The following is a 26,908-nucleotide window of genomic DNA, read 5'->3' as shown; positions in this document are numbered from 1 at the left end:
CAGGAAATTTTCATTCCCCCTACCCTTCTACTACATTCTCTTGCAGAGATCGCACTTCTCGAATGACTCGTGTTTGACTGGCTGCCAGATGTTGCCCGATCGCGCCGATCGCCGCTTCTGCATTTCGCTGAACGATCGCTTCAAAAATGTGACGATGCTCAATCCGAATTTCTAACACCTGGGGATTGTTTTGCATGGTTTGAATTCGTAGCAGCGCCATCTTATCAAAAACTTGATCGAGCAGCGACATTAACCACAGATTGCCAGAGCTTTTGGCTAGAAGTCGATGAAACTGATAATCCAGATCCAACAGTTGGTAATTGTTGAAGTGCGATCGCTTGCTCTCGACCATCTTTTCGGCCTGCATGACTAGCACATCTAACTCTTCAAAGTGCTGCTGAGTGGCGTTTTGACAGGCTCCTACTACAGATAGCCGCTCCAAAGCGATCCGACAATCATAAAGCTGCGTCGCGTCACTCTGAGAAAAGGTGGCTACGCGCAACGTTCCATTTGCGTCTGGCATGGCCAAATCTGCCTGCTGAAGCTGTCTCAATGCTTCCCGAATCGGAGTCCGACTGACTTCTAGCTGTTTGGCTAACTGAGTTTCGACCAGTCTCGCTCCTGGTACTAGCTCTCCAGCCAGAATCGCACTTCTGAGGGCTTGATAGGTCTGTTCTTGAAGCGACAAACTGCGCTGTAGCGATCGCGGAGATAGGGTCAAAATAATACTCCTTCACCTTGCAAGCGGAAGCAAATTGTATATGCAATTTCCTGAGAACTGTGAACGCTCGATCCAGTCCTTAACGTCGGTTCTTTCTCATAAAGTCAGATGCCCAAGCCACAAAAATGTATAGGAAAACACAATACTATTTATCGAAGACGGTATACAGTCTACATGCCTTGAGTGCAATAATCCTATCAAACACTTACCTCCGTTGTCAGGGGTGGTTGAAAGAATCAGAAGTTGGTTGATCATCGAGCTTTATCTATGCGATACAAGCCCTGAGTCGGCTCAACTTCTGCATAAATTGTCACATTTTCCCAAATTGCTCTATGAGATCCTGACTTTAGGAATGTGTGAGTTCCTACCTCTAACTTGGAGAAGCCATGCCGACAGAAACTTCCCACCCATCCACCAAGCGCGACCCTGTTGTCAAAAGTTTTAACAGCACTCAAGGGGTTGCTCTGCGATCGGTGACCAAAAAATACGGTAGCTTTACAGCGATTGAGAATTTAAACCTGGAAGTCGCTGCGGGAAGTTATTGCTATCTGGTCGTTAACAGCATGATGCGAATCGATCGCGCTCTGATTACCGCCGCCGAAGATGCTGGAGCTTCTGGCTTTCAGATTCAGAAGGAAATTATCTTACCGTTGGTGGCTCCGGGGATTGCGATCGGCACCATTTTTGTCGTCACCTCAGTCATGGGAGAGTTTGCAACAGTTCGTCTGATGAGTGGGGGACAGTCGTCGTCGATCGGTTATCTGATCAAAAATCAAATCGGCAGTTTGCAATATCCCCTAGCCGCCGCAAACGCAGTCATTTTGTTAGCCATTACCCTCTTATTGGTGTTCTCAATTTTGCGCGTGGTTGACATTCGCAAGGAGCTATAAGCGATGAAAAAGCGCCCGTTGTCTTTTTACTTGTTGGCGGCGTTCTTTGGGTTGTTTGTGCTGTTTATGTATGGGCCGTTTTCGGCGATCTTTTTGCTCTCTCTGCAAGGGCCCGAAGGTGAACTAACTTTTCCGATGCGAGGATTTAGCTTTTATTGGATTGGTGCCGTTTTTGGAGAGCAGCGCGTCGGAAGTTTTGTCGAAGCGTTTGGGCGATCGTTCACGCTCGGTCTGTTGGTTATGGCGTTGACGATACTGATTAGCGTTCCGGCTGCGATGGCATTCCGCAAACGATTCATTGGCTCTAACCTGTTCTTTTATCTCACCATTTCCAGTTTGATTGTTCCTAGCATTCTCATTTCTTTGGGTATTGGTATTGTTTTTAGCTTGTTCAAACTGCCTAATCAATGGTACACCTCAGCATTAGCAGGACACCTCACCTGGACGTTGCCCTTCGCATTTCTGACAATGGTGGGCGTATTCAATCGATTTGATCCATCTTACGAAGAAGCTGCACGAGATCTGGGCGCAGGAGACGGTCAAACGTTTTGGCAGGTTGTCTTACCGCTCATTGGTTCCAGCCTGATCGGAGTGGCGCTGTTTGGGTTCACCTTGTCCTATGACGAATTCACCCGCACCTCATTGATTTCAGGTGAAAAAAACACGCTGCCGCTCGAAATTTTTGGCATGACCACCAATGTCACCAATCCGTCACTTTATGCCCTGGGCACGCTCACAACTGCCTTTTCTTTTTTGATGATTGGACTAGCATTAGTTGGTATTCAATTTTTTACGCGCCGCCAAACTGAATGAACTATAGCCGCTCTAAATCAGTTTGTTAGTGGTTGGTGGTTAGTGATTAGTAATTGATTTACGACTAATCACTCCTGACTAATCACTAATTACCGATTAATTCCAACCCTCAACCTTCAAAACTTTTCTATGACTCTGACTCTGACTTCTCTCATCAATAGCGATCGCCTCAACCGTACAATTGATCAACTCGCCGCGATCGGCAAACTTTCTAACGGGGGTGTGCGGCGCATTGCTTACAGTCCAGAAGATATTAGAGCGCGTGAGTTGGTGCGATCGTGGATGGTCGAAGCAGGCATGACCACGCGAATTGATGTGGCTGGCAACTTAATTGGCACCTACCCCGGACGGGTCGCTGAGGCCCCTTCTCTGGTCACCGGGTCGCACATTGACACCGTTCCTACAGGCGGACGCTACGACGGCACGCTGGGCGTATTAGCCGGAATCGAAGTCGTCAGAGTCCTACGCGACAACCAGATTCAGATGAATCACCCCCTCGAAGTGATCGTCTTCACCGACGAAGAAGGCGGCATGATCGGCGGCAAAGCCATGTCAGGAACCGCATTTGAAGAAGCTGAATACTACCGACGAGACGATGGAACGGCGATCGAGACTTGCCTCAAAAAAGTCGGCGGAGACTGGTCACAATTGCAGACCGCCAAACGCGATCGCTCCCAGGTTGCGGCTTATGTCGAGTTACACGTCGAGCAGGGCGGCGTTCTCGATCATCAGGGCAAAGAAATTGGAGTCGTCGAAGGAATTGTGGGGCAACACCGCGATGTAATCGTTGTCAAAGGTCGTTCCAATCATGCGGGCACTACGCCAATGGATCTTCGACAGGATGCGCTGGTCGCCGCCGCTCAAATTGTTCTAGCCGTGAATGGGCTGGCTAAGAATACACCCGGTCAGCAAGTCGCCACCGTGGGCGCTTTGAATGTGTTTCCCAACGCGGCCAACATCGTGCCCGGACTGGTGGAACTGACGGTAGACATGCGAGACATTAATTTGGCAAATCTCAAACAGTTGTCCGCTCAACTCATGGAGCAGTTGGACACGATCGCTGCCGCCACCCAAACCGAGATCACAGCCGCTCCAATTCTCCGCACTGAAGCAGTTTTGGCAACTCCCAAAATTCAAGATGTAATTGTGCAAATCTGCCAGGAGAAAGGGTTTAGCTATTGTCATTTACCTAGCCGCGCCAGCCACGATGCTCAAGAAATGGGACTCTTTACCGACATGGGCATGATTTTTGTCCCCAGTCACGCAGGGATCAGCCACGCGGAAGATGAGTACACGTCACCCGAACAATGTGTTCAAGGTGTAGAAATGCTGTTAGAAACCTTGTTGAGGCTCGATCGCATGTATACGATCGACTCCTTGAGTTAACTATTGGGGTTCAAAAACTTTAATTGGTGAAGTCACGATCGCTTCCACTCAAACAAGACACATTCCAGCTTTCCGATAGATGAAGAATGCTAGTTTTTTGTCTAGCTTATGAATGGAATAAGTCTAGGTAGGTGATTTGTCGTGAAACAAACTTATCTCTGGTTGGGTGTTATCTCAACGTTGATTTTGTATTGGGCTTTGGTGAATCTTCTTATCTAACCAAAACAGAACCCACAACCTGAACGATCGTGGGCACTACATTAGTCTTTGCTAAACCTACAGAATGATGAATCACACAACATGCATTTAGGATTCATCATTCTGCATTTGTTTATATCAAGCAGGACTCCAGAAAGCTTACTTCGCTCCTGTAGACTCCTTAGTTAGATCAGCTGATCCGGGCTTAGGTGCTGCTGGCTTCGCGGCGGTGTTGATCGTTGCTTTGATATCTACACTTTTGACTCCGCTGATCTCTTTAGCAAGCGATTCGATCTTTTGAAGCTGGGCTTGGTTGACAACGGTTCCCGTCACCGTAACGTTACCCTCATTTGCTTCAACCGCCAAAGCACTTGCGGGCAGGTTGGCTTCTAGCTTCGATCGCACCTGACTTTGTAGGTCATTATTAGTTTTGACCGATTGATCACCCGCTACTTTGTTGCGCTCTTCGGCAGCCCGAATATCAGAATTCAATTGTTTTCTGCGCGTTTCGTTCGTTGCGTCATCTTGATTGGCTTGAGCGGTCGGTTTCTCCATGTTTGGACTAGCCTCCGCCGTGGTGTTGGGTGCCTCGCTGCTGGTTTTAGCTGGCCCACAGGCTGACACACTTATCGCCAAAACACCGCTAAATAGAAGAAATGCAAATTTTTTCATTGTCCTAGTAATCCGATTAGTTTGAATGAAAAGGTAATCGGCAGCGAGATCAGGGCTGACCTGGCCGCCGACACAGAAACTAGATGCGATCGTTCAAGTTACGATCGGCATTCACAACGGGACGACCTTCCGTATCGATCTCCAGTTCTTCGCGACGCAGCGTTTCTTGAGCCGTCACGGTTTCTTGTTCAACTTCTTTGCGAATGGTGACTTCTTCGCGCACAAAGGCTTCTTTATGAATGTCAGGCGTTTCTTCGTAGACTTCTACCCGCACTGTTTCGCCTGATTGGAAAGCCATCTCACCCGGAACGACCGCTTCAGCGCTAACCGGGGTCGTGCGCTCAATGACAACCCGCTCTTTCTCGATCGGCACAGAAACTCGTGCTGTTTCCGTTTCGACATGCTTACCGATCGCGACTTCTCCAGTTTTTTCCCGGTCTTTATCAACCACGAGACGCTCTTCATACAGGTTGATTGATTCAGCGTCAGTGGTCGGGGCCGTTTGACGAGTCGCTTGTACAGGTGTGGCCACCGGAGCCACAGGCATTGCGTCGATTCGAGACTCAGAAGAACCACCATACACCGCCCAGTCTGTAATTCCTCGGTGGCTCAAGATAGCTCCAGCGCGACGAATATCATCTTGAGTGCCGTCCACAATTACAAGATAGCCACCCTGAGTGATGCGATCGTTGTAGTGTTTGGCTTCTGCTTCGGGGATGCCCAGCCCGACCAATCCGCCCAGCAAGCTACCCGCAGCGGCTCCGATCGCACCACCCGCAGCCGTCGTTGCCAAAGCAGTTGCGGTTGCTCCGGCCAGCATGATTGGGCCAACTCCCGGAATTGCCAGCGTTCCCAGTCCAACCAGCAGACCTGTGAGTCCACCGAGTGCCCCACCCGACACCGCTCCGACTCCTGCGCCTTCGTCTGCTTTGTTGCCAACGCGATCACTGACTTCTGCACCCGACATGCCATCCCTATGATCAGCATTTTTGTTGATAACAGAAACCTTATCCATGCTGAAGCCAGAGTCTCTCAATTCGTGGAGCGCTTGTTCGGCGGCCTGACGAGTTGGAAATACACCCACTGCACGTTGATTGCTCATCATATTGTCTTGACGACCTAAAGCCATGTTCTTTTTCTCCTAATCCTTTAAGTTTGCAAACTAAAGTAAAAACACTTCGTTGCTACATCATCATTAACTCTCTTCTAGACAGAAAAGCCATCGCTATTTAGATAGGCTGTTCCTCTATCAAAAGCAAGACGATCGTGCTCAAGGCTCTCACAATTGAGATAGAGATCGAGCAATTTTTTGACGATTTGAGTTGCTCCAAAAGAAGAAAAACTGAATCATCCAACAAAGTCAAAAGTCTATTTCTTGATCAAAGTTTAGAGAAGATGCTGCGATTTCAGCAAACCTAAATCAACAGATTTAACGGATGATTACAGCCGTCTAATTAACTCTTCTGCAACATTGCGAAGACGACCATTCAGTGCACTAAGTTGGCGATAAGCTTGCACCAGCCGTTCGCCCTCGACTTCGACCTCAGCCGTCGGATAGTTTTGCAGCACTTCTATCAGTGAGATTTGATTATCTGATTGAGCCGATAACACCAAGGCCGATCGTAGTGCCTGCCGATTAACTTCTTCAACGGGTGGGTGAATGGCTTGTCCAATCTGGTCGAGCAGCAACTCTCCGACTCGACTGTTGAGCGTACGATCGAGGGTTACAACATTCACATCAATGGGTCGGTTTAAGACTCGTCTGACATCTTCTGGGTTTTGCCGAGTCGCATTTAGATAAAACCGCAAAGATTGAGAAATCTCGCCCGTTTTAGCAAAGGTCGCCAGTTGAGGAACAGAGATAGATTCTCGAAAAATCTTGTATTTCAAAGTCACTCTTTCAGCGGCGATCGCTTCAGCAGTGTTGTTGAGAATGGTGACTCCGATCGCTAAAACGATAGCTTGACAAAAAGAACGAATAGCCAATTTCATAATAAGTCTCAAAGTGGTTGACAAACTTTTTTAACGTATCGAATTGAACTTAAACCTTCCTCTCGCCCAAGGGACAGTTTGCTTAAGCCTTATGAGGTAGACAACTATTTTCCTAGGGATCTAAAAGAAGGTCTTCTCGCCCTGTTCTAAAACCTCTTATAAAATCCGAAGCAATCTGACTTAAGAGAGAGGAAGTGTGATTTCTCAACTTCTAGTTTTAAGTAAAACTAAGACGAACACTTTACATAGGACACAAAAGATGCCACTTCACTCCATTAAAGATTTTGATCCTGACTACCGCAAACACTTTGACAAAGAACAACACATCCTGGAGTATGACCTCTACTCTGGCCGCGAAAAAGTGGGTGCAGTTAAAGATTTACTTGTTGATGACGCTGGCAAATTTCGCTATCTAGTCATTCACACAGGCGGCTGGATTTTGGGCAAAAATGTTTTACTTCCGATCGGTCGTGCCGAAATTGACAACCAGGCTCACTGCGTTCATGCCAACGGTCTAACTCGTGCCCAGGTCGAAGCGCTTCCCGAATATAAAGAAGGCACCGCGATCGATTACGACCAGGAAGAACAAGTCAGAGGCGTATATCGTCCTGCTGCTGTAGAAAACTCGGCTCCGCTAGATGCTCCCCTGTACGATCGCAACAGCTACACCTACGATCGAGAACCCGACCTCTACAACCTTGACGAGCAAAAACACCAGAGTCTCAGACTTTATGAAGAGCGATTGATCGCCAGCAAGACTCGCCAAAAAACTGGAGAAGTGGCGATCGGTAAGCGCGTCGAAACCGAAACGACACAAGTCTCTGTCCCCGTTGAAAAAGAGCGCGTGGTCATTGAGCGCACGACTCCCGTTAACGCGGGAACGGTTGCCCCGGATGCGGGTGCCTTTGCCGAAGGAGAAGTGGCGCGAGTGGAAGTCTACGAAGAAACGCCTGACATTCGCAAAGAAGCCTTTGTGCGCGAAGAAGTGACCGTGAGAAAAGAAGTTGATCAGCAAACGGTTCAAGCGGAAGAGCAACTGCGCCGTGAAGAGTTAGACGTTGATACAGACGGTCGCCCTGTTGTCGATCAAGGGATAGACACGCGCTCTGGACAGCGATCGATTTAGCCTGACGAGATTTCAGATCGAACCCTTATTTCCCAACTTTGGCAAGATTGCAGGATCAAAGGGTTGAATGAGGAAGCAAAACTTGATTTGAATCCACGTCAACTTGTAATCAGCGTTTTAAAACAGCGTTGAAAACTCTTTGGGCAGGGCTATCGTTGGCTCTGCCTTTGCCATCCTTGGGAGAATGCAGCTTTCCGCAAGGAACAAGTATACTAAAAACTCTTCTCCATGTTGCAAAATATTTAGAAATTCCAGTCTTAAGATCTGACATGAATCCTCTGAAGTTGCGTCCTGAAGACTGTTCAGCTTTTGGACGACTCGTTTTACAGTACCTTGAAGAAAACCCGCAGACCAATATGAGTCAGCTTGCTCGACAGGTCAACATTTCTCGTGCCGGGCTGGGCTGGATCTGTCTCAAACGCAGTGGCCCAGACGAAGAAACCGCCAAAAGAATTGCCAGTGTGATTGGGGCTGACCTGACCAAAGTTGCTCGACTCGTCCACGAAAACAAGCTAGAAAATTTGGCAAAGTTAGGCGGACTAAACTACATCATCAAAGTGGAGCGATCGTCTGTCACCCGCCCGATTCCAATGGAAGACGCGATCGCCGGACTCAACTCGATTTTCCATGCGTTCCACTATGTCACCCGCAGCGTCCCCGATGTTGAAAAGCCCTCCGACTTTCAGATCTACAAGCAGGCCTTTGAAGTTGTAAAAACACAGTTTCTCAAAGGTCGAAAAACCTCAAAACGACGAAATCCCACTTCTCAAGCCAGAGACGAAACTCCAATCTAGTCGGCCGTACTATCTTACAGGTGGTTCTGGTTGGGCAAACGGTTTAGGCTGGACGGTTAGCGAATTTGCCATCGACTCATAGAGCTTGTTGGCGATCGCTTCGTTGCCCTTATCAGTGAGATGAATCGGATCGTGAAATGCATCGTCTTTGAGGCTGGCAGTCGCATCGTACAAATTGAGGGTGGTAACTCCTTGAGGAGAGGCTTGTTTGACCTGTGCGATCGACTGCTGAAGTTCTTTATATCCAGACTTAACTTGCTGCGGATAGCTTGACCCCAGTTGGCTAAGAATCTTTTTCTCGCGCTGAGTCAGCGTGTCTGTCCGGCTGGTGATTTCGGGTTGCAAGGCGACAATTAGCGGAATCTTGGCGCTCGTGGTCAGACGGACAATCTGTTCTAAATTATTGCGATAGCGAGACACGCGACGGTTTAATTCATTTGTGTCGGTGGGCAGGCGCTGGTCGATCGCGACTCCTGTATCAGGCGGAATCATGGGAGCCGGGGCATCTTGGGGACGCAACAGCCAGTATTGAATGCTCTTGACTAGATAGGATTGGTTAAACCAGGATTTCCACCGTTCTGAAAGGGCAGCCGTGAAGTGTCCAGAAGCATTTTCTAACATCCCCTCAATACCCGGAACGTCGGCTCCTTCTTGAGTACTGGGCAACAACAAATCGGCATAGCCATCGACAATCACTACATAGTCGGGCTTGTAAGCCAAAACCTGCTGCGTGAGTTGAGCAAGCTGATTGCTAGAGGCGTATCCTGGGACAGCCGCATTAATGACTCGATAGCGGCTTTCTCGAATGCGAGGCGGCAGGGCCATTGCTTTGGTCAACTCGTCGGCGTAGTAGGGCAACACGTCGGGACGAAACTTAGCAGAGTTTGTTTTTTGGGTCGCAACTTGTTGATTAAAGCGAGTTTCGAGTTGGTTAGCAAAGGTGGCTTGATTGCTAGAACTCAGTTGCCCAAATGCGGTTGAGCCACCCAAAACAAAAATTCTCACTTCATCTTTGGGCTTGGTGGGCGCGATCGCCTGCTCCATTCGGAACCCTTGCTCATTGATTCGCCAGGCACTACTTTGCTGATTGCCAACCAGTTTGTACCCCATCAGAGAACTGCGTCTGACCTTGAGGCGGCCGCGATCGGGCAGTCCATCGTAGGGCTGATTGGTGCGATCAAGATACCTCAAGCGGTAAGCCGTCATGCTCAAAGGTTCGCCTTCGTAGGCTGCAAATTCTGCTGTTTTGCCAGCGAGGCCAACACCCACACGGGCCATTAACTCTAAGCCAATCAAAATCAATGGAATCGACCCCAAAATCAACCAGCGAGGCAGCGATTTCTTTTTCTTCTGGTAGGACGAGAAGCCAGACCGATAAGTTTTGCGGCTAGTCCGAAACATTCAGCAGATTCCTTAAACGATCAACAGCGCCTTTCAAGGCTTGGGCTAACTTCACAGTCAATTCAGCTTGTCAGCTAACATCACGCCAAGACATTTACATCTAATCATTAGAAGTAATCCTTGAGTAACTTTGCAGGTCAGTTGATTAAGCTAAATTCAGTTCGCGTGAAGTCAGGATTAATTCAGGTTTTATAGCGTAGAAAGCAATTCATGCAGAAAATTGATAGCAACACCCGATCGCTCGATGAACGTCAAAATGATTGGCTTGTCTAGAAATTTAGCCAGCTTAACCCCAAAAGTTACGGGACTCCTCCTGATAGGTTAAGCATTTTACTACTAAACGCAACCACTATCACAAGCTCAACTTTTTTCTCAATATTTTTCTCAAGTCAACAGCAACTTCTCGATCGCCCTACTCAAAATCAATGTACTGAAAAAATAACACCTTGAGGAATGATAATTAGAGACAAGAGTAACCCTAATGCAATGAGTTCAAACTGCAAATTGCAATGACAACGCAATGAAAATGATTGACTAGCGCGATCGGGTTAGTATAGCTTCTTACACAACAGGCTTCATCCGCCTTGATACACTCAAATCTTCTTAGTATCTATTGAACCCCCTTTACTTCTCAAGTTGGGCGGGGGAATATCTAAGCAGCCTTTCGATGCACTTTTAATCCCGGTAGTATTTGTGATGAATCCAAAACGTTTTTTTCAGACCTTTGAGCAGACAGCGGCAAGTCTTGTATTGGCGGCACCGCTTATGCTGATGGTGGCCTGTAGTTCGACTCCGACGACTTCTCAATCTCCAACCGCCAGCCCTGTAGCCGCCAGTCCCACCGCTGACTCAAAAGCTCCCAAGTTTGCTTTGATCATCAATGGGCCGCCCACGGACAAATCCTGGAATCAGCGAGCCGTTGAAGCTGCCCAGTCCCTAAAGGCAAAAGGCATTGACGTTGCTGTGTCTGAGTCCGTTTCTCCGGCAGACATTGAGCGTGTATTGCGGCAGTATGCGGAATCGGGATATGGCACGATCGTCGCTCACTCTTTTAACTACGGAGACGCGGTTTTTAAGGTTGCCAAAGAGTTTCCTAACGTCAATTTTGCCTGGGCCGGGGGAATCAACAAAACGGCCGCCAATGTGGCGGATTATGACCAACCCTTTTACCAGGGGGCTTATCTGGTGGGTCTGATGGGAGCCAAACTCAGCAAAACGGGCAAGCTGGGAGCGCTGTATGGTTTCGATATTCCCGTTTGTCACTCAATGGGCGAGGCCATGCTGGCGGGGGCAAAAACAGTCCGACCCGATGCCACATTGACCAGTGCGGCCGTTGGCAATTGGGACGATGTGGCCAAGGCCAAAGAAGCCGCTTTGTCTCAGGCAGAAACTGGCGTTGATTTTTGGATTGGGTGTGGACAAGGGCCGACGATCGGGCAGATCGAAGCAGCCAAAACCAAAGGCGGATATGCCACAAGCTATGTCGGTGATATGTCTCCGCTGGGCCCACAGGTAGTCGCAGTGAATTTGCTCTGGAATATGGAGCCGTTGTTTAACAAAATGGTCGAGGACACCAAAGCCAAATCCTTCACCAATCAGTATTACAAAATGGGGATTGCAGAAGGGGTGATCGCTGTAGAAGTTGCTCCAGGGTTTAAAGACAAGCTGACGAGCGATCAGGTTCAAACCCTAGAAACAACCCGCGCCAAAATTGCTTCTGGTGAACTGACGGTGCCGTTTGTGCCCAAGTAGGCTGACGAGGAATGGTGGATTTGACAACGGTTCATCGTTCCTCACTAAGCCGATTTCAGTGATCTCTCATTCATTTGCATACGATGGTTTTTGCCCGATCGACTCCTTTTCTAGCGGTAGAAATGCGGGGGATTACAAAGCGCTTTCCCGGTGTGATGGCGAACCAGGCGATCGATTTTGAAGTGAAGGCTGGAGAAATTCACGCGCTGTTGGGCGAAAATGGCGCGGGTAAAACCACGTTGATGAATATTCTCTGTGGGCTGTACGAGCCGGATGCTGGAGAAATTTGGCTCAACGGTCAGCCTGTGAAGTTGCGATCGCCCAGGGATGCCATTGCTGCGGGAATTGGGATGGTGCATCAACACTTTATGCTGGTTGAGCCGTTTACGGTGGCTGAGAATATTGTCCTGGGAGCGAATCGATCGCCGCTGCGCGAGTCGCCAAAACGCTTGAATCTGCGGCTACAAAAATTGGCGGATCAGTATGGATTGAGGCTCGATCCTGCGGCGCAAATCTGGCAGCTTTCGGTCGGAGAGCAGCAGCGCGTCGAAATTCTCAAGGCCCTTTACCGCAAAGCAAATCTGCTGATTTTAGATGAGCCAACCGCCGTTCTGACTCCCCAGGAAGCCCAGGAATTGATGGTCACGCTGAGAACGCTGGCTGCCCAAGGAACGGCGATCGTCTTCATTTCTCACAAGCTCAATGAGGTGATGGCGGTCTGCGATCGGGTGACGGTGTTGCGAGATGGGCAGACGGTTGATACAGTGGCGATTCAAGCGTGCAGTGAGCAGTCGCTGGCCCAAATGATGGTCGGTCGGGAAGTCAACCTTTCTCGCCGCGAAACCACCCCACCCCTCACCCCTCTCCCCTCACCCACCTGCGAGTTAAAAAATCTTTGGGTAATGGGCGATCGCAATCTTCCAGCGCTGCGAGGAATTGATTTGGCGATTTGTCCCGGTGAGATTGTCGGATTGGCGGGAGTCGATGGCAATGGTCAGCGAGAATTAGAAGAAGCGATCGTCGGCTTGCGTCCCATTCGTCAAGGTGAGATTTTGGTGAAGGAACTGGCTCACATTCCGTCCGATCGCACGTCGATGGGCATTTTGACAGAGTTCTCGATCGCAGAAAATCTGATTCTCAAAGACGTACAGCGTCCACCGTTTCAGTGGAAAGGATTTCTACGCCAAAATTACATTTTCAAACATGCGATCGACCTGGTTCAGCAATACTTAATTCGCACTCCATCGGTCAAAACTCAAACCGGAAAACTCTCTGGGGGCAACGCTCAAAAGGTTGTGCTGGCGAGAGAATTGACTCGTGATCATCAGGTTTTACTCGCGGCTCAACCCACTAGAGGACTGGACATCGGAGCGACGGAATTTGTTCATGCTCAACTGCTGGCACGACGAGATGCAGGAACTGCCATTTTGCTGATTTCGACCGAATTGGATGAGATTTTGAGCTTGAGCGATCGCGTTGCCGTCTTGTATGAAGGAGCGATCGTGGGGCTGATCGATCGAGCGCACGCGAATGTGAATGAGATTGGGTTGTTGATGGCAGGGAGGAAAGAAGGGATGAGGGAGAGCTTTGCTCCGCTGCGCGAGGAGAAAAGAAGGGATGAGGGATGAGGGATGAGGGATGAGGGATGAAATCGTTTTGGGATCGAGAGTGGAATCGATCGCTCAAGGAATTCTGCTGAGATTGAAACCATTTGCACCATTGCTGGGAGGAATGCTGGCGCTGATACTGGGGGGAATACTACTGCTAATCAGTGGAGCCAATCCGCTACAGGCATATGGTGTGATGGTGATGGGTGCCTTTGGGGGAGGGCGACCCTTGACCGAAACGTTGCTCAGAGCCACTCCTTTGTTGATTATTGGATTGGGAATGACGATCGCCTTTCGCTGTCGCGTCTGGAATATTGGCGCAGAAGGACAGTATTACATGGGGGCGCTTTGTAGTAGTGTCGTCGCGTTAAATCTGCCAAATTTGGCGGCTTACTGGCTGATTCCTTTGATGTTGATGGCGGGTGTCTTGGGTGGAGCGATTTGGAGTGGGATCGCAGGATTGCTCTATCTCAAACGCGGGGTCAATCTGATCATTTGTACGCTGATGCTCAACTACATTGGCATTTTGCTCGTTCAGTATGCAGCGCGGGTTCCACTCCAACAGCCCGAAGGCTTTCTACCCGAATCGGCTCAATTTAGCGTCAATGCTCAGATTCCGACGCTGTGGAACACTCGACTACATTGGGGAATGGGGCTGGCGGTTTTGCTGGTGGCGATCGTTTACCTGCTGCTGTGGCGGACTGCGATCGGGTTGCAGCTTCGGGCGGTGGGGTCTCGGCTCAGTGTGGCGCGGTGTGCAGGAATTAACACGAGTCGTAGTATTCTCATAGCCCTGATGATGAGCGGTGGGCTGGCGGGTCTGGCAGGTACGATCGAGGTCAGCTATACCTACACGCGACTCAAGGGTGATATCTCGGATAATTTTGGCTTTAGTGGCATTCTCGTGGCCCTGCTGGGACAGCTTCATCCCGTCGGCGTTTTGGTGGCAGCGCTGCTCTTTTCTGCCTTGATGGTCGGGGCCCAATCGCTGAATGTAGTGTTGCAAATTCCTTCTGCGATCGCGCAAGTCATTCAGGCGATCGTCGTCCTTCTGGTGTTGGCAGGTCACGCAATTTCCCAACGGGAGTCTTGATCGATGGCGCAACAAATCTTAACCTGGAGCTTTTTGGTAGCGCTGCTGACGGCGGGGATTCGGTTGGCAGTGCCTGTGCTGTTGGCGGTTTTGGGCGAAATCATCACCGAACGATCGGGCGTGATGAATCTGGGGCTAGAAGGCGTGATGTTAGTCGGCAGTCTATCTGGCTTTATGGCAGCCCACAGCGTCGAACAAGCGACCGGAATGGCCAGTCTTGCTGCCTGGGTTGGGTTACTGGCTGGCTTGTTGGCGGGCGCTGGAATGGGGTTGATTTTGTCCGTACTGACCGTCACCTTGAGAAGCGATCAGGTCGTGACAGGGGTGACACTGGTACTGTTAGGTCAGGGCGTTACAGCTTACTTATTTCGACAAAAAACGGGACTGTCTGGGGCGCGAGTCAAAGGTCTGGAGTCCTGGGCGATTCCGGGATTGTCTAAGGTTCCGATCGTCGGTGACATCCTATTCGACCACAATCCGATGGTTTATCTCACCGCAGTTTTGGTGTTTCTCTGTGGGTTCCTGCTCTTTCGCACCAACTGGGGACTCGAACTGAGAGCCGTGGGCGAAAACCCAGCCGCCGCAGAAACTTCGGGCTTGAGCGTTAATTGGATTCGCTATCGGGCAATTATGCTCGGTTCTGGTTTGGCAGGTTTGGGCGGAGCTGTGTTAACCGTCGTTCAACTCAACATTTTTACCGAAAATATCACCGCAGGGCGCGGCTGGATTGCGATCGCACTTGTCTTCTTCTCTCGCTGGCAACCGCTCTGGGCAATGATAGGTGCGCTTTTATTTGGAATTGCAGATGCCCTACAATATCGCATTCAAGCACTAGGCTTTAAGGATTTGCCCTATGAATTTTTGTTGATGTTGCCCTACGTATTAACCTTGGTGGTGCTGATGTTAAGAACAGGTCGCAGTGAGGCCCCGGCAGCGTTGGGAATTCCGTATGTTAAAGGTAAGCGTTAGGTGAGAGAGATGAGGAATGAACTCGTCCAAAGTTAAGTCAGTCAAATAATCGTGTGTTCTGGAGAATGGTGTAATGGTTGAAGCAATCTCGGTGCGTCTATCCAATCAGACCAATGGCAAAGTTTGTGATCGCGTCCTCTTAGATGATTGGCATCCGTTAGCTCGCTCGCAGGATTTAAAGCCTGGAACAGTGTTGCGATCACGCTTAATGGAAACCGATTTAGTGCTTTGGCGCGGCGAAACGACGATTTCTGCCTGGGAAGATCGCTGTCCACATCGCAGTGTCAAACTCTCTGGAGGCAAAGTGGTAGACAATACGCTGGTGTGTCCCTATCACGGGTTGGCGTATGACCCTTATGGGCAATGCGTCAAAGTCCCGGCTCATCCCAATTATGTGCCACCCAAACAGGCCTGCGTCAAAACCTTCAAAGTGCAGGAGCGGTATGGCGTGATTTTTGTTTCGTTGGGCGCTCCGCAAAAGGAGGTTGTGGCGTTTTCAGAATGGAATGATTCCACCTATCGCACTTATCTAAGTGGGCCGCATTATTGTCGCTGTAGTGGGCTGAGAGCGATCGAAAACTTTCTCGATGTGGCCCATTTACCGTTTGTCCATGCGGGGCTGCTTGGCGAACCGGATCAACCCGTGATCGAAGATTATGAAGTGTCAACCGACGACAATGGTCTCTATCTGCACGACATTCGCATTTGGCAACCTGACCCCGATGGCACCGGGCAAGGAGGAATTGCTTCCTATGACTACTGGGCCTTGCGTCCACTCACCGCATCTCTGCGTAAAGAAGTGTCTGAGGGGCAATACATGGTGTTGCTCTATTGTGTTACGCCTATCTCAGAAGAAGAATGTCTCAGTTGGATGTGGGGTGCGCTCAACTATGCCCATGAAATTCCAGAAGCGGAGATGGTCGCCTTTCAAGATAAGGTGATTCTCCAAGATGTCGCTAACCTAGAATCTCATCAGCCCAAACGCTTACCGCTGGATCTCCAAGCTGAGTTTCATCTACCGAGCGATCGGGCTTCGCTGGCTTATCGCAAATGGCTTAAGCAACTTGGCTTAACTTATGGAGCAATCACCTGATCGATTCAGAATTTGATAGCGATCGTGGTTTATTGGTTCTACGATCGCTATCAGAAATGCATTCCTTCATCTATCTTATTTCGTAGTCAGAGCAATGTTTAAGTTAATTGCCGAACGAATTGATAAAACTGTTAATATCCATCTACTTAAACTTTTATCGAAGTAAAAAACTGTTCGTAAGATTTATCACGCTAAATTGGCTTTTCCATGAAATAACTCAAAATAAACCTGATGGCTAGACTGTTATCTAGGGAAATCTAAGGGTCAACTGTTAGACTTCACTTCGATCGCAAGGAACAATCATGCTCACCCTTCCGGGCTACCAAGTTGCAGATAAGATCTACGAAAGCTCTAAAACTTTGGTTTATCGAGGAGAGCGATCGACGGATCAAAAACCTGTCGTTATTAAGCTTCTAAAAAACAAAAACTCAACCCCTAGAGAACTCGCGGTTTTTCGCAAACAGTTCACTTTAGCCAACGAGTTAAATTTAGCCAGTATTGTGCGCCCCTACAGTTTGGAAACGTCTGGCAATCTTTTGGCTTTAGTGATGGAGGATTTTGGGGCCGTTTCTCTCAAAGATTACTGCAAGGGGCATCGCATAGAGTTAGCCGAATTCTTTGCGATCGCCCTTCAAATCACCCAAATTCTCTCCGATCTCCATCAAAATCGCGTCATCCACAAAGACATCAAACCTGCCAATCTGCTGATCAATCCGACCACCAAACAAGTCAAAATTACCGATTTTAGTATTGCCTCTCTCCTGCCCAAAGAAACGCAAGTCTTAACCAGTCCCGATGGGCTAGAAGGCACGCTGCCCTACATGTCGCCAGAGCAAACCGGCCGGATGAATCGCGGCATTGACTATCGGACTGACTTCTATTCTTTGGGAGTTACTTTTTACCAACTACTGACGCATCATCTGCCCTTCGAGACCTCTGATCCGCTCGAAACCGTCCATTGTCACCTCGCCAGAGCGCCGATCTCCCCCAGCGATCGCCAGCCCAACATCCCAAAAATGCTGTCTGCGATCGTGCTGAAACTGATGGCAAAAATGGCAGAAGATCGTTACCAAAGTGCATCTGGGTTGCAGCATGACCTCGAAATCTGTCAGCTAGAATGGCAGCTTCATCGAGACATCGCCCCTTTTCGCCTGGGACAGCAAGATCAGTGCGATCGCTTTCAGATTCCCGAAAAGCTGTATGGACGAGAAGCCGAAGTTGCTGAGTTATTGACCGCCTTCGATCGCGTCATGCACAGCCAAAAGAGCGAATTTATGCTGGTGACGGGCTACTCCGGGGTGGGCAAATCGTCGCTGGTTCAAGAGATTTATAAGCCGCTAACCAAAGGGATTGACCACGCCAGTGTGCGGCAGTGCGGCTACTTTATTTCTGGCAAGTTTGATCAACTTCAGCGCAATATTCCTTATTCAGCGATCGTGGTTGCGTTTCAATCGCTGATGCGACAACTGCTAACCGAGAGCGAACCTCGACTCAACCAATGGCGCAACAAGCTGGCTGCGGTTTTGGGGGCAAATGCCCAAGTGATCATTGATGTGCTGCCTGAGCTAGAACAGATAATTGGTTCACAGCCGCCCGTTGCTACGTTGGCCCCCATTGAGGCTCAAAATCGGTTTAATCGAGTATTTCAGCAGTTTATTCGCGTGTTTTGTCAGCCAGAACATCCGCTCGTCCTGTTTTTAGATGATTTGCAGTGGGCGGATTCGGCAACCTTGAAGTTGATCAAAGTGGTGCTGACGGATGAGCAAACTCGCCACCTGTTTTTGATCGGAGCCTACCGCAGCAACGAAGTAAACTCTGCCCACCCCTTCATGATTTTGCTAGAAGAGTTGCAGCACGCTGCAATTTTTCCGGCGCAGATGACACTGGCTCCCCTCACCTTGGAGCATGTTACACACTTGATTGTTGATACATTGCGTGGCGAGTTATCCAGCATTCAGCCATTAGCCAATTTGGTGATGCAAAAGACAGAGGGCAATCCATTTTTTGTTAATGAATTCCTCAAAACGCTTTATCAAGAAAGGCTGCTGAAATTCAATTTTGCTGAGAAGATCTGGCAGTGGAATATTACTGAAATTGAAGCGATCGCTATCACAGATAACGTCGTCGAATTGATGATTGGCAAACTTAAGAAATTGCCGTCTGCAACTCAAGAAGTTCTTCAATTTTCTGCTTGTATTGGCAATCGATTTCATCTCAAAACGCTGTCTACTATCTGTTCAAAAACTATTCTAGAGATCTCTCAAATTCTTTCACCTGCCCTTCAAGAAGGCTTGATTGTACCAACCTCTGAACCCGAAGTTTTTCAGACAGAAACTATCTCAGCCAGTTTAATCTGCCTCAACTACCAATTCCTGCACGATCGAGTCCAGCAAGCCGCCTATGCCCTAATTGACGAGAGCCAAAAGCAATCCGTTCACCTTCAAATTGGTCAACTTCTTTACGCAAACATGAGCCTGCTCGAATGCAGCGATCGCCTCTTTGAACTGGTCGAACATTTGAATATTGGTCAGGCTTTAATCACCGACTCTAAAAAACAAATCACATTAGCCACCCTCAACTTAGAAGCAGGCAAAAAAGCAAAAAGTGCCGCCGCTTACTCAGCCGCCAGTGAATATCTCAATCAAGCTAGACAACATCTCCACAACTCCTGGTCAGAACACTATGACCTAACGTTTGCCGTGCATCGAGAGCAGGCAGAAATCGAATACTTAATTGGTAATTGTAAAGAATCCAAGCAACTGATTGACTTAACTCTAAAACAAGCAAAATCAGTTCTTGAAAAAGTAGAAGTTTATCGATTGATGATTGTCCTCTACACTCTACAAGCTCAGTACGATCGAGCCATTCAAGCGGGACGCGAGGGACTAAAGCTGCTGGCGATCGACCTTCCTGATTCAGATCTACAAGTGGCGCTAAAAAGTGAACTGGAGACTGCCAAAAAGTATTTACATGACAAAGAAATTGCAGCACTAATTCATCAGCCAGAAATGGTAAGCCTGGAGAAAAGAGCCGCCGCAAAATTACTCATGGCGCTGGGTTCGCCTACTTATTTCTCAAATCATGATCTTTGGCTCCTAGCAGTTATGAAGCTGGTCAATCTTTCCCTTCATTACGGTCAGCTTGCTGAGTCCACTTATGGATACTCTGAATATGGTTTAATTCTCGGTTCGATGTTGGGTAACTATCAGGCGGGATACGAGTTTGGTCAGCTAAGTCTCAAGGTAAGCGAGAAGTTTAATGACCAGGCAGAGAAGTGTAAAGTCTGTCTTGTAATTGGTGGCTCTGTTAATCATTGGGTGAGACCGCTCAAAGAAGATGCCGTTACGTTTATGGAAGGGTATCAAGCCGGATTGGAGTCAGGAGAGCTACAGTTTGCGGGATATAATATTGGACATCAAATTATCAATTCGTTGTATCAAGGGGTCGATTTAGACTTTTTGGCGGCAAAAATTCCTGATTACTTAAAGTTTGCCGAACAGACGCATAATCCGCTGGTTAAAGATATGCTGTTGGCGTGTCAACTTGCGATCGCTAACCTTCAGTCAACTCAGTCTAATCCTCTAGAATTTAAGACTGAAACTCTCGACGAACAACAGTTTTTAACAGGTTGTCAAGCACGATCAAGTGCCGCCGGAATCGGATTTTATCTCATCTTTAAAGCACAAATTTTATATTTATATGATCGTCCCCTCGACGCTTTGCAATGTATTCAAAATGCTAAAAACTTACTCCAATATTTTCCAGGTTGCATTTCATTAGCGGCGTTTAATTTCTATTACTCATTAATTCTCACGGCTCGATATCCCGATGCGATCGCTGACGACCAAAAAGCAGACTGGCAACAGTTGACAACTAACCAACAACAATTACAAATCTGGGCAGAAAACTGCCCCGATAACTTCTTACATCAATATCTTTTAGTGCAGGCAGAAATGGCGCGATCGTCTGCCAATCCTCTGACTGCAATTGACCTTTATGATCAGGCGATCGCACTCGCCAAGGCTAACGAATTTATTCAAGACTATGCCCTGGCTAATGAATTGGCAGCTAAGTTTTGGTTAGCTCAAGGCAAAGAGAAATTTGCTCAACTTTATTTAATTGAAGCCTACTGCGGTTATCAAAATTGGGGAGCTAAGGCAAAACTCAAAGACCTTGACCAGCGCTATCCTCGACTTCTCAAAGACCTTCACCATCCTCCCGAATCTGTTTCGACAGACCAGACTCTCTCAATTACGCACATTTCTTCAACCAGTACGAGCAGTTCCCAAGTTTTGGATCTAGCTGCAATTCTCAAAGCATCTCAGGCGATTTCACAGGAAATCCAACTCGATCGCTTGCTAGAAACTTTAATGAGCGTTGTTCTCGAAAGTGCAGGAGCGCAAAAAGGAACGCTCTTACTGCAAACAGAGGGCGAGTTGGCGATTATGTCTCAAGCGGTTAGCAAGCCAACGGGCATTACCATTCTCAAGTCTGTGCCGTTAACAATCGATCGAGCGGTGCCGATGTCGCTGGTTCACTATGTCAGTCGCACTCGAAAAAAACTGCTGATTCATGACGCGACGATCGACTCAATCTGTGCCACTGATCCTTACGTGCTAGACAATCAGCCCAAATCGATTTTGTGTTTCCCGATCGTTTACCAGAGTGCTTTATTTGGGGTTCTCTATTTAGAAAATAACCAGACGACTCATGCTTTTACGCGCGATCGACTTCGGATTCTCTTTCTTTTATCGTCTCAAATTGCCGTCTCTCTCGAAAACGCCAAGCTCTACGAAACGCTGCAAACGGCTAATACTGCCCTACAAGAATCAGAAACTCGCGAACGAGAACGGGCCCTTCAACTAGAACACTCTTTGCACACGCTACAACAAACTCAGGCACAATTAATTCAAACCGAAAAAATTTCTAGTCTGGGTCAACTGGTTGCAGGGGTGGCCCACGAAGTCAATAATCCCGTTGGCTTTATCACGGGCAATCTGCAATACGCTGAGACCTATTTAAACGATCTAATAAAACATCTAGAACTTTATCAACAGCATCTGGCTCCACCACCCGTTGAAATTGAGGAACATAGAGCCGCGATCGACCTCGATTATCTTCTACAAGACTTGCCCAAACTCATCTCCTCAATGCGACTGGGGACAGGTCGAATTCGCGAAATCATGTCATCGCTACGGACATTTTCGCGCATAGACACCGACAAACAACCTGCTGATCTTCACGCTGGACTTGACAGCACACTGCTAATTTTGCAGCATCGCCTCAAAGCTCAAACCAATCGCCCCGCAATCGAATTAACGAAAGAATATGGTGAATTGCCCCTCGTCAATTGCTATGCTGGACAGCTAAACCAAGTGTTTATGAATTTGTTGGCTAATTCAATCGATGCGCTAGAGGAAGTGAGCGATCGTAGTATTGCCATTCGGATTCGCACAAGTGTAGAAAATATGTTTGCAGTGGTAACAATTTCTGACAACGGATCTGGTATTCCAGAGTCTGCACAACCGCATTTGTTTGCTCCCTTTTTCACCACCAAAGCAGCCGGAAAAGGAACCGGGTTAGGCTTATCGATCAGCCACCAAATTGTCACAGAAAATCACAACGGGCAGTTGACCTGTGTATCTGTACTGGGACAGGGCACCGAATTTCAAATCAAAATCCCCCTAAATTAAGCTTTCTTTAGCGCTAAAACTTCTCACGCCGCTATCAAACAAACCTCAATGTTGGTAATTGATATCTAAATGAAATGTTGCTGTCATCAAAAGGACACTCCTATCAGTAAAGCTGAGTGCTAGGCTGGAGTTAGACAGATTTGAAAAACCGATCGCGGTTGTATGTCCTGTCGAAACACTGTTGCACGCTAGGCTGATTTGTGACGACTTCTCCTTTTCCCTCCGAACGACTCCTCTTTACCCCTGCAACGCCTGACGCAGAGGCGATTCCACTGATTTTTGCCTTTCCCAATGAGTACACCGTGGGCATCACGAGTTTGGGCTATCAAGTGGTCTGGGCAACGCTGGCGGCGCGAAGTGATTTGCAGGTGAGTCGGCTGTTTACCGATGTGCATGAATCGCTGCCTTCCCAACCCGAAATTCTGGGGTTCTCGATGTCCTGGGAGTTGGATTACGTCAATATTTTGAATCTGTTGGAGTCGTTAGAAATTCCATTAAGTACGAACGATCGTACCGATCATCATCCCATTGTATTTGGCGGCGGCCCGGTTCTCACGGCTAATCCAGAACCATTCGCAGAATTTTTCGATGTGTTTCTCTTGGGCGATGGTGAAATCGTTTTAGATGCATTCATCAATGCATATCAAGAAGTGCGTCACGACGATCGCCACACTCAATTACGTCACCTTGCCCAAGTTCCTGGTATTTACGTTCCCAGCTTGTATGAAGTGACGTATAAACGTGCTGATGGCCCGATTGACAAAATCACTGCGATCGATTCCACCATTCCCCCTCGCATTGAAAAGCAAACCTATCGAGGTAACACGCTTTCGACCTCCACTGTCGTCACTCAAAAGGCCGCCTGGGAGAATATCTACATGGTGGAAGTGGTGCGGAGTTGCCCTGAAATGTGCCGCTTTTGTCTGGCCAGCTATTTGACACTCCCGTTCCGGATTGCTGATGTCGAGGAATCGCTAATCCCCGCGATCGAACGGGGTCTAAAAGTCACCGATCGTCTTGGTTTGTTGGGCGCATCCGTTACACAACATCCCGAATTTGAGACCTTATTGGATTATTTGAATCAGCCCCAGCACGATCAAGTTCGGGTCAGCATCGCCTCTGTGAGAACTAACACCGTCACTCAAAAGCTGGCGCAAACGCTGGTGAAGCATGACACTAAATCGATCACGATCGCTGTCGAAAGTGGCTCCGATCGCCTGCGCCAGATCATCAACAAAAAGCTAACTAACGACGAAATCACTCAGGCTGTCATCAACGCTAAAGCTGGCGGACTCAACGCAGTCAAACTATACGGCATGGCAGGTGTACCGGGCGAAGAATTTGACGACCTCGAACAGACCGTCACGATGTTGCGGAATCTCAAAAAGTCTGTTCCTGGTCTGCGGCTAACTCTGGGATGCAGCACGTTTGTCCCCAAGGCTCACACGCCGTTTCAGTGGTTTGGGGTCAACACTCAAGCCGAAAAGCGGCTGCAATTTCTACAAAAACAACTGCGTCCCCAGGGCATTGATTTTCGTCCCGAAAGCTACAATTGGTCAGTGATCCAGGCTCTCTTGTCGCGGGGCGATCGTCGTCTCTCCAAACTGCTACAACTGACCCGACACTACGGCGACTCCCTCGGCAGCTACCGTCGTGCCTTCAAAGAACTGCGGGGACAGATTCCCGATCTCGATTTTTACGTTTACGAAAACTGGCCGCTGGAGCAAGTCTTACCCTGGAGCCACCTGCAAGGAGCCTTGCCCCCATCGACGTTACAAAAGCATTTGAGGAGTGCGATCGCCCAGTTTACTCAACCCCCACAGGAGCTTTTGCTGGCTTCTTGCTGACGGCTTTGCGGCGCAGCGACCCCTTGCGGGTAACTCGGAGAGATCGACTTCCTAGAAATGCTCCAATCACTAGCACACCTGCCACCGTTGAAGATTCGGGCACAGACTTACCAGGCGCTTTTGATTGCAGAACTGAGTAAGCCAAGTCGCCGATTTGTTGATGCCCCTTAGCGGTTGGATGCAGGTTATCCCAAAACAAATACTGGTCAGGAGTGCCACAATCTCCACTAAACAAAGGCGGTTGAGCATTCAGACAGGGGTCTGTCACGTTGGTATAGCCCAAACTCGCAGGATTGTTGATAGCCTGATTGACCAGAGAAAAAACGTCCAGAGAAATCAGATTTAAGCCCAAATTCGGATTCGCCGAAAGCGACTGCAATGCCAGAGATAATGCTGTGTTGTGACCTTGAGTAATTGCACTCAAACCAGATGGAATCAACGGATTAGGATTTTTATTGAATTGAGGAATTTTGCCTAAATCGGGTAGATTGGGAATCAAAAAGTTTTTGGCACCCACTTTAGCTAAGTCGGTGATGGCAGTGCTGAGGTTGGTGACCGCATTCCCGATCGTCGTTCCAGCCACCCCGTCCGCAGCAAAATTTAGCTGGTCATTGAGATAGTCATTGGCTCCAGCCCAAAGAATGTAGAGAGCGTCTCCATCCGCCTGCGTGTTCTTAGCAGTGAAGGAGCCGACTTGCTGCTGAAGCCCTGGAAAAAGTGGATTCAACCCATTATCGCTGCCCGTTCTCGCTCCACCAAAGGCAAAATTATTCTCAGTTGTAACGGTTTTTCCTAGCTTAGAGGCAAGGCCTTCCACCCAAACCGGCCCATTTGAGAAGCGTCCAGGCGTATAAAAAGGGGTAGCAGGAAAAATCTTTGTAGCATTTAGGGTGTTGCCAACATCCGACAAACTGTCACCAAACACATAGAGGTTGCTAAAACTGGCGGCTTCTGCGGCTTTGGGGGATGTTGTCATCAAGGCGATCGGTAGGGCCGTCACTGCGATCTGCTGGGCAGATATCCGAAGGATCGCCTGAGAAACTCTGGACGCAATTTTGAATAAAGTCACGTATTTTCTACCTTAAAATCGAGGCTTACAAGTTTTCTACGGTTTTGAAGAAATTAACTGAGGGTGTCACCATTACAGCAAAGCTCAGTAAGACTACACCTCTCGTTTACACAATCTTCATCGAAGATACAAACTTCTACGGAAGAAATAAGTGCCGCGATCGTTGCGTCTTTTGTCGAATCCAAACACCAGCAGCGCTCAACTCTAGAATGAGAGGATTACTTCATCTCCGAATCTACCGTGCTTCCCTGGTCAGCCTTGCTGCAACGTTCTAATATTCCGCTCTCAAATCTGGGATTTCAAGTCGCCGTCGTGTTGGTTTGGCTGACGATTGTCGCCCTCCTCGCCGAAGGTGTCAATCGCTTTACCCAGGCTGGTTCTGAAATGGTTCGCAAAGTGGTTCACATTGGCACCGGGAATGTGATTTTGATCGCCTGGTGGCTCAAGATTCCCATGTGGGTCGGCGTTTCGGCCTCGATCGTCTTTAGCGCGATCGCGCTACTCTCGTACTACGTTCCCATTCTCCCCAGCATCAACAGCATCGGCCGCAAGAGTCTAGGCACCTTCTTTTATGCCGTCAGCATTGGGGTGTTGGTCGCCTGGTTTTGGACGCTCAATCTACCGCAATTTGCCGCCCTGGGCATTCTCGTCATGACTTGGGGAGACGGATTTGCCGCCATTATTGGTCAACGCTTTGGTCGCCATCCCTACAAGTTGTGGAATATGCAAAAAAGTTGGGAAGGCTCGTCGGCAATGGCGGTCATTAGTTTTGTCGTCAGCGCCTCGATTTTGCTGACCACTCAGGGCAATCTTTGGCAAGTCTGGCTGATTTCTCTGATTGTAGGAGCGATCGCCGCCAGTCTAGAAGCCTTCTCAAAATACGGCATTGATAATCTGACGGTGCCGATCGGCAGTGCTACGATCGCTTACTTTCTTACACAAGTTCTGCTGCCGTAGGCGATGGAAGGATGCTGAATGAAAGGCTCAATATTTTCTAATTGATTGAAATTCCTCCAAATCCGCCGATCGGGTGAATAGTTTCGACACCACTATCGGTAGACTGAAATTGGTTTGCAATCAAACGGAAACATTTCCTAGCCTCAGAAAGTCGCTGTTTCAAGACTGGTAACGATCGCACCCCAGCTCAGATTGCCTCATATCCTGAAAACATGACCTCTACCGTGAAGCCCGCCAGCCCCGCCCCCCAATGGGAAGATCTTCCCCTAACTTCTCAGCCTGACCCCGATCAGCTAGATAACATCAAAGCCCAATTGGATCTGATCTTGCTGGCACTGGAGGCGATCGCGGGCATCAGTTCGGAGGCCATGCTGCAAGCGGCGACTGATCTAAATCTAGAATCCATGATTGCTGATCGCGTCTCTCTCTGGCGGCTGCGCCAATCCAGTCCCTTGCGGAAAGGACAAGGCGGTCGCAAAAAGCTGGATGTCGAAGAAGCGCGGGCGCTCTCTCTGATTAGCTGTCATTTGGCAAAAGAGCATAATGAACTGATTCGTAGAGCCGTTGCCCTTTTAGAACAGTTGACCGAGCAAAACCGCGAACCCCACGAAGCTTCTCTGTTGGGAAACTACCTTGATGCCTTCCACAACACCTATCAAGAACGCATGGAAGACGGAGAAACAGTCCCCACTAAGACCCTGACTCATCTGGCACTCAAACTGCTGATCGACCTGCTTTTTTATGGCAGCCCCAACGGCGTTCGGCGACTGTGGATGACCCTGCTAGAGCGATCGATCCCCCACACCCCACTTCCTACCTCCTAACCCCCATTCCT

20 protein-coding genes are annotated in these 26,908 nt (G+C 48.7%); 14 read left to right on the top strand and 6 right to left on the bottom strand.

Features of this window, described 5'->3' with window-relative positions; translation table 11 throughout:
- Positions 1-19 precede the first annotated feature (19 nt).
- A complete protein-coding gene (locus ACKFKF_RS10110) occupies positions 20-721 on the bottom strand; it encodes a GntR family transcriptional regulator (protein WP_446867610.1) in 702 nt (233 codons plus the stop codon).
- 386 nt (positions 722-1,107) lie between these two features.
- On the opposite strand from ACKFKF_RS10110, the gene ACKFKF_RS10105 reads away from it, so the two are divergent.
- The 3 genes from ACKFKF_RS10105 (at position 1,108) to ACKFKF_RS10095 (ending at position 3,810) form a co-directional block, all read left to right on the top strand.
- Positions 1,108-1,611 (top strand): ABC transporter permease subunit, encoded by a 504-nt coding sequence (locus ACKFKF_RS10105; protein WP_446867609.1) that lies wholly within the window; start codon positions 1,108-1,110, stop codon positions 1,609-1,611.
- A gap of 3 nt (positions 1,612-1,614) precedes the next feature.
- A complete protein-coding gene (locus ACKFKF_RS10100) occupies positions 1,615-2,424 on the top strand; it encodes an ABC transporter permease (RefSeq protein WP_446867608.1) in 810 nt (269 codons plus the stop codon).
- 129 nt (positions 2,425-2,553) lie between these two features.
- Positions 2,554-3,810, top strand: a complete 1,257-nt coding sequence (locus tag ACKFKF_RS10095) for an allantoate amidohydrolase (protein ID WP_446867607.1) — start codon at positions 2,554-2,556, stop codon at positions 3,808-3,810.
- A gap of 357 nt (positions 3,811-4,167) precedes the next feature.
- Here the strand turns inward: ACKFKF_RS10095 and ACKFKF_RS10090 are convergent, their stop codons facing one another.
- The 3 genes from ACKFKF_RS10090 to ACKFKF_RS10080 form a co-directional block, all read right to left on the bottom strand.
- On the bottom strand, positions 4,168-4,680 hold the full coding sequence (locus ACKFKF_RS10090) for a BON domain-containing protein (RefSeq protein WP_446857577.1): 513 nt from the start codon (positions 4,678-4,680) through the stop codon (positions 4,168-4,170).
- Between the two features lie 79 nt (positions 4,681-4,759).
- On the bottom strand, positions 4,760-5,809 hold the full coding sequence (locus tag ACKFKF_RS10085) for a YsnF/AvaK domain-containing protein (protein ID WP_446867606.1): 1,050 nt from the start codon (positions 5,807-5,809) through the stop codon (positions 4,760-4,762).
- A 311-nt stretch (positions 5,810-6,120) separates the two neighbouring features.
- Positions 6,121-6,672, bottom strand: coding sequence for an alpha/beta hydrolase (locus ACKFKF_RS10080; RefSeq protein ID WP_446867605.1), 552 nt, complete (start codon positions 6,670-6,672; stop codon positions 6,121-6,123).
- A gap of 259 nt (positions 6,673-6,931) precedes the next feature.
- On the opposite strand from ACKFKF_RS10080, the gene ACKFKF_RS10075 reads away from it, so the two are divergent.
- Together ACKFKF_RS10075 and ACKFKF_RS10070 are read left to right on the top strand one after the other, a co-directional pair.
- Positions 6,932-7,798 carry a DUF2382 domain-containing protein gene (locus ACKFKF_RS10075; RefSeq protein WP_446867604.1) on the top strand — a complete coding sequence of 289 codons (867 nt, stop codon included), beginning with the start codon at positions 6,932-6,934 and terminating at the stop codon, positions 7,796-7,798.
- A 269-nt stretch (positions 7,799-8,067) separates the two neighbouring features.
- Entirely contained in the window at positions 8,068-8,592 is a 525-nt protein-coding gene (locus ACKFKF_RS10070) for a helix-turn-helix domain-containing protein (protein WP_446857573.1), read from the top strand.
- Between the two features lie 9 nt (positions 8,593-8,601).
- Here the strand turns inward: ACKFKF_RS10070 and ACKFKF_RS10065 are convergent, their stop codons facing one another.
- Entirely contained in the window at positions 8,602-9,993 is a 1,392-nt protein-coding gene (locus ACKFKF_RS10065; protein WP_446867603.1) for an SGNH/GDSL hydrolase family protein, read from the bottom strand.
- A 696-nt stretch (positions 9,994-10,689) separates the two neighbouring features.
- Between ACKFKF_RS10065 and ACKFKF_RS10060 the strand changes: the two genes are divergently transcribed.
- The 7 genes from ACKFKF_RS10060 to ACKFKF_RS10030 all read left to right on the top strand — a co-directional run bounded on the left by ACKFKF_RS10060 (position 10,690) and on the right by ACKFKF_RS10030 (position 24,047).
- On the top strand, positions 10,690-11,745 hold the full coding sequence (locus tag ACKFKF_RS10060; RefSeq protein WP_446867602.1) for a BMP family protein: 1,056 nt from the start codon (positions 10,690-10,692) through the stop codon (positions 11,743-11,745).
- 83 nt (positions 11,746-11,828) lie between these two features.
- Positions 11,829-13,373 (top strand): ABC transporter ATP-binding protein, encoded by a 1,545-nt coding sequence (locus tag ACKFKF_RS10055; protein WP_446867601.1) that lies wholly within the window; start codon positions 11,829-11,831, stop codon positions 13,371-13,373.
- A gap of 10 nt (positions 13,374-13,383) precedes the next feature.
- Positions 13,384-14,445, top strand: a complete 1,062-nt coding sequence (locus tag ACKFKF_RS10050; RefSeq protein ID WP_446867600.1) for an ABC transporter permease — start codon at positions 13,384-13,386, stop codon at positions 14,443-14,445.
- Between the two features lie 3 nt (positions 14,446-14,448).
- The gene (locus ACKFKF_RS10045; protein ID WP_446867599.1) at positions 14,449-15,414 is read left to right on the top strand and encodes an ABC transporter permease; all 966 of its coding nucleotides are present in this window, start codon (positions 14,449-14,451) and stop codon (positions 15,412-15,414) included.
- A 73-nt stretch (positions 15,415-15,487) separates the two neighbouring features.
- The gene (locus tag ACKFKF_RS10040) at positions 15,488-16,507 is read left to right on the top strand and encodes an aromatic ring-hydroxylating dioxygenase subunit alpha (protein ID WP_446867598.1); all 1,020 of its coding nucleotides are present in this window, start codon (positions 15,488-15,490) and stop codon (positions 16,505-16,507) included.
- A gap of 302 nt (positions 16,508-16,809) precedes the next feature.
- Positions 16,810-22,200, top strand: a complete 5,391-nt coding sequence (locus tag ACKFKF_RS10035) for a trifunctional serine/threonine-protein kinase/ATP-binding protein/sensor histidine kinase (protein WP_446867597.1) — start codon at positions 16,810-16,812, stop codon at positions 22,198-22,200.
- A 200-nt stretch (positions 22,201-22,400) separates the two neighbouring features.
- Positions 22,401-24,047, top strand: a complete 1,647-nt coding sequence (locus ACKFKF_RS10030) for a B12-binding domain-containing radical SAM protein (protein WP_446867596.1) — start codon at positions 22,401-22,403, stop codon at positions 24,045-24,047.
- Here the strand turns inward: ACKFKF_RS10030 and ACKFKF_RS10025 are convergent.
- Entirely contained in the window at positions 24,007-25,116 is a 1,110-nt protein-coding gene (locus ACKFKF_RS10025) for an SGNH/GDSL hydrolase family protein (protein WP_446867595.1), read from the bottom strand. The two genes, ACKFKF_RS10030 and ACKFKF_RS10025, sit on opposite strands and share 41 nt — an antisense overlap.
- A 258-nt stretch (positions 25,117-25,374) precedes the next feature.
- Here ACKFKF_RS10025 and ACKFKF_RS10020 point away from each other — a divergent pair, with 258 nt between their 5' ends.
- Both ACKFKF_RS10020 and ACKFKF_RS10015 read left to right on the top strand, forming a co-directional pair.
- Entirely contained in the window at positions 25,375-26,073 is a 699-nt protein-coding gene (locus ACKFKF_RS10020) for a diacylglycerol/polyprenol kinase family protein (protein ID WP_446857563.1), read from the top strand.
- 212 nt (positions 26,074-26,285) lie between these two features.
- Positions 26,286-26,897, top strand: a complete 612-nt coding sequence (locus tag ACKFKF_RS10015) for a DUF3038 domain-containing protein (protein WP_446867594.1) — start codon at positions 26,286-26,288, stop codon at positions 26,895-26,897.
- Positions 26,898-26,908: the final 11 nt, after the last annotated feature.

It is taken from the genome of Phormidesmis sp. 146-12, assembly GCF_052939495.1.
The sequence above is the reverse complement of the archived record's forward strand: the minus strand, read 5'-3'. Positions and strand labels throughout refer to the sequence as shown.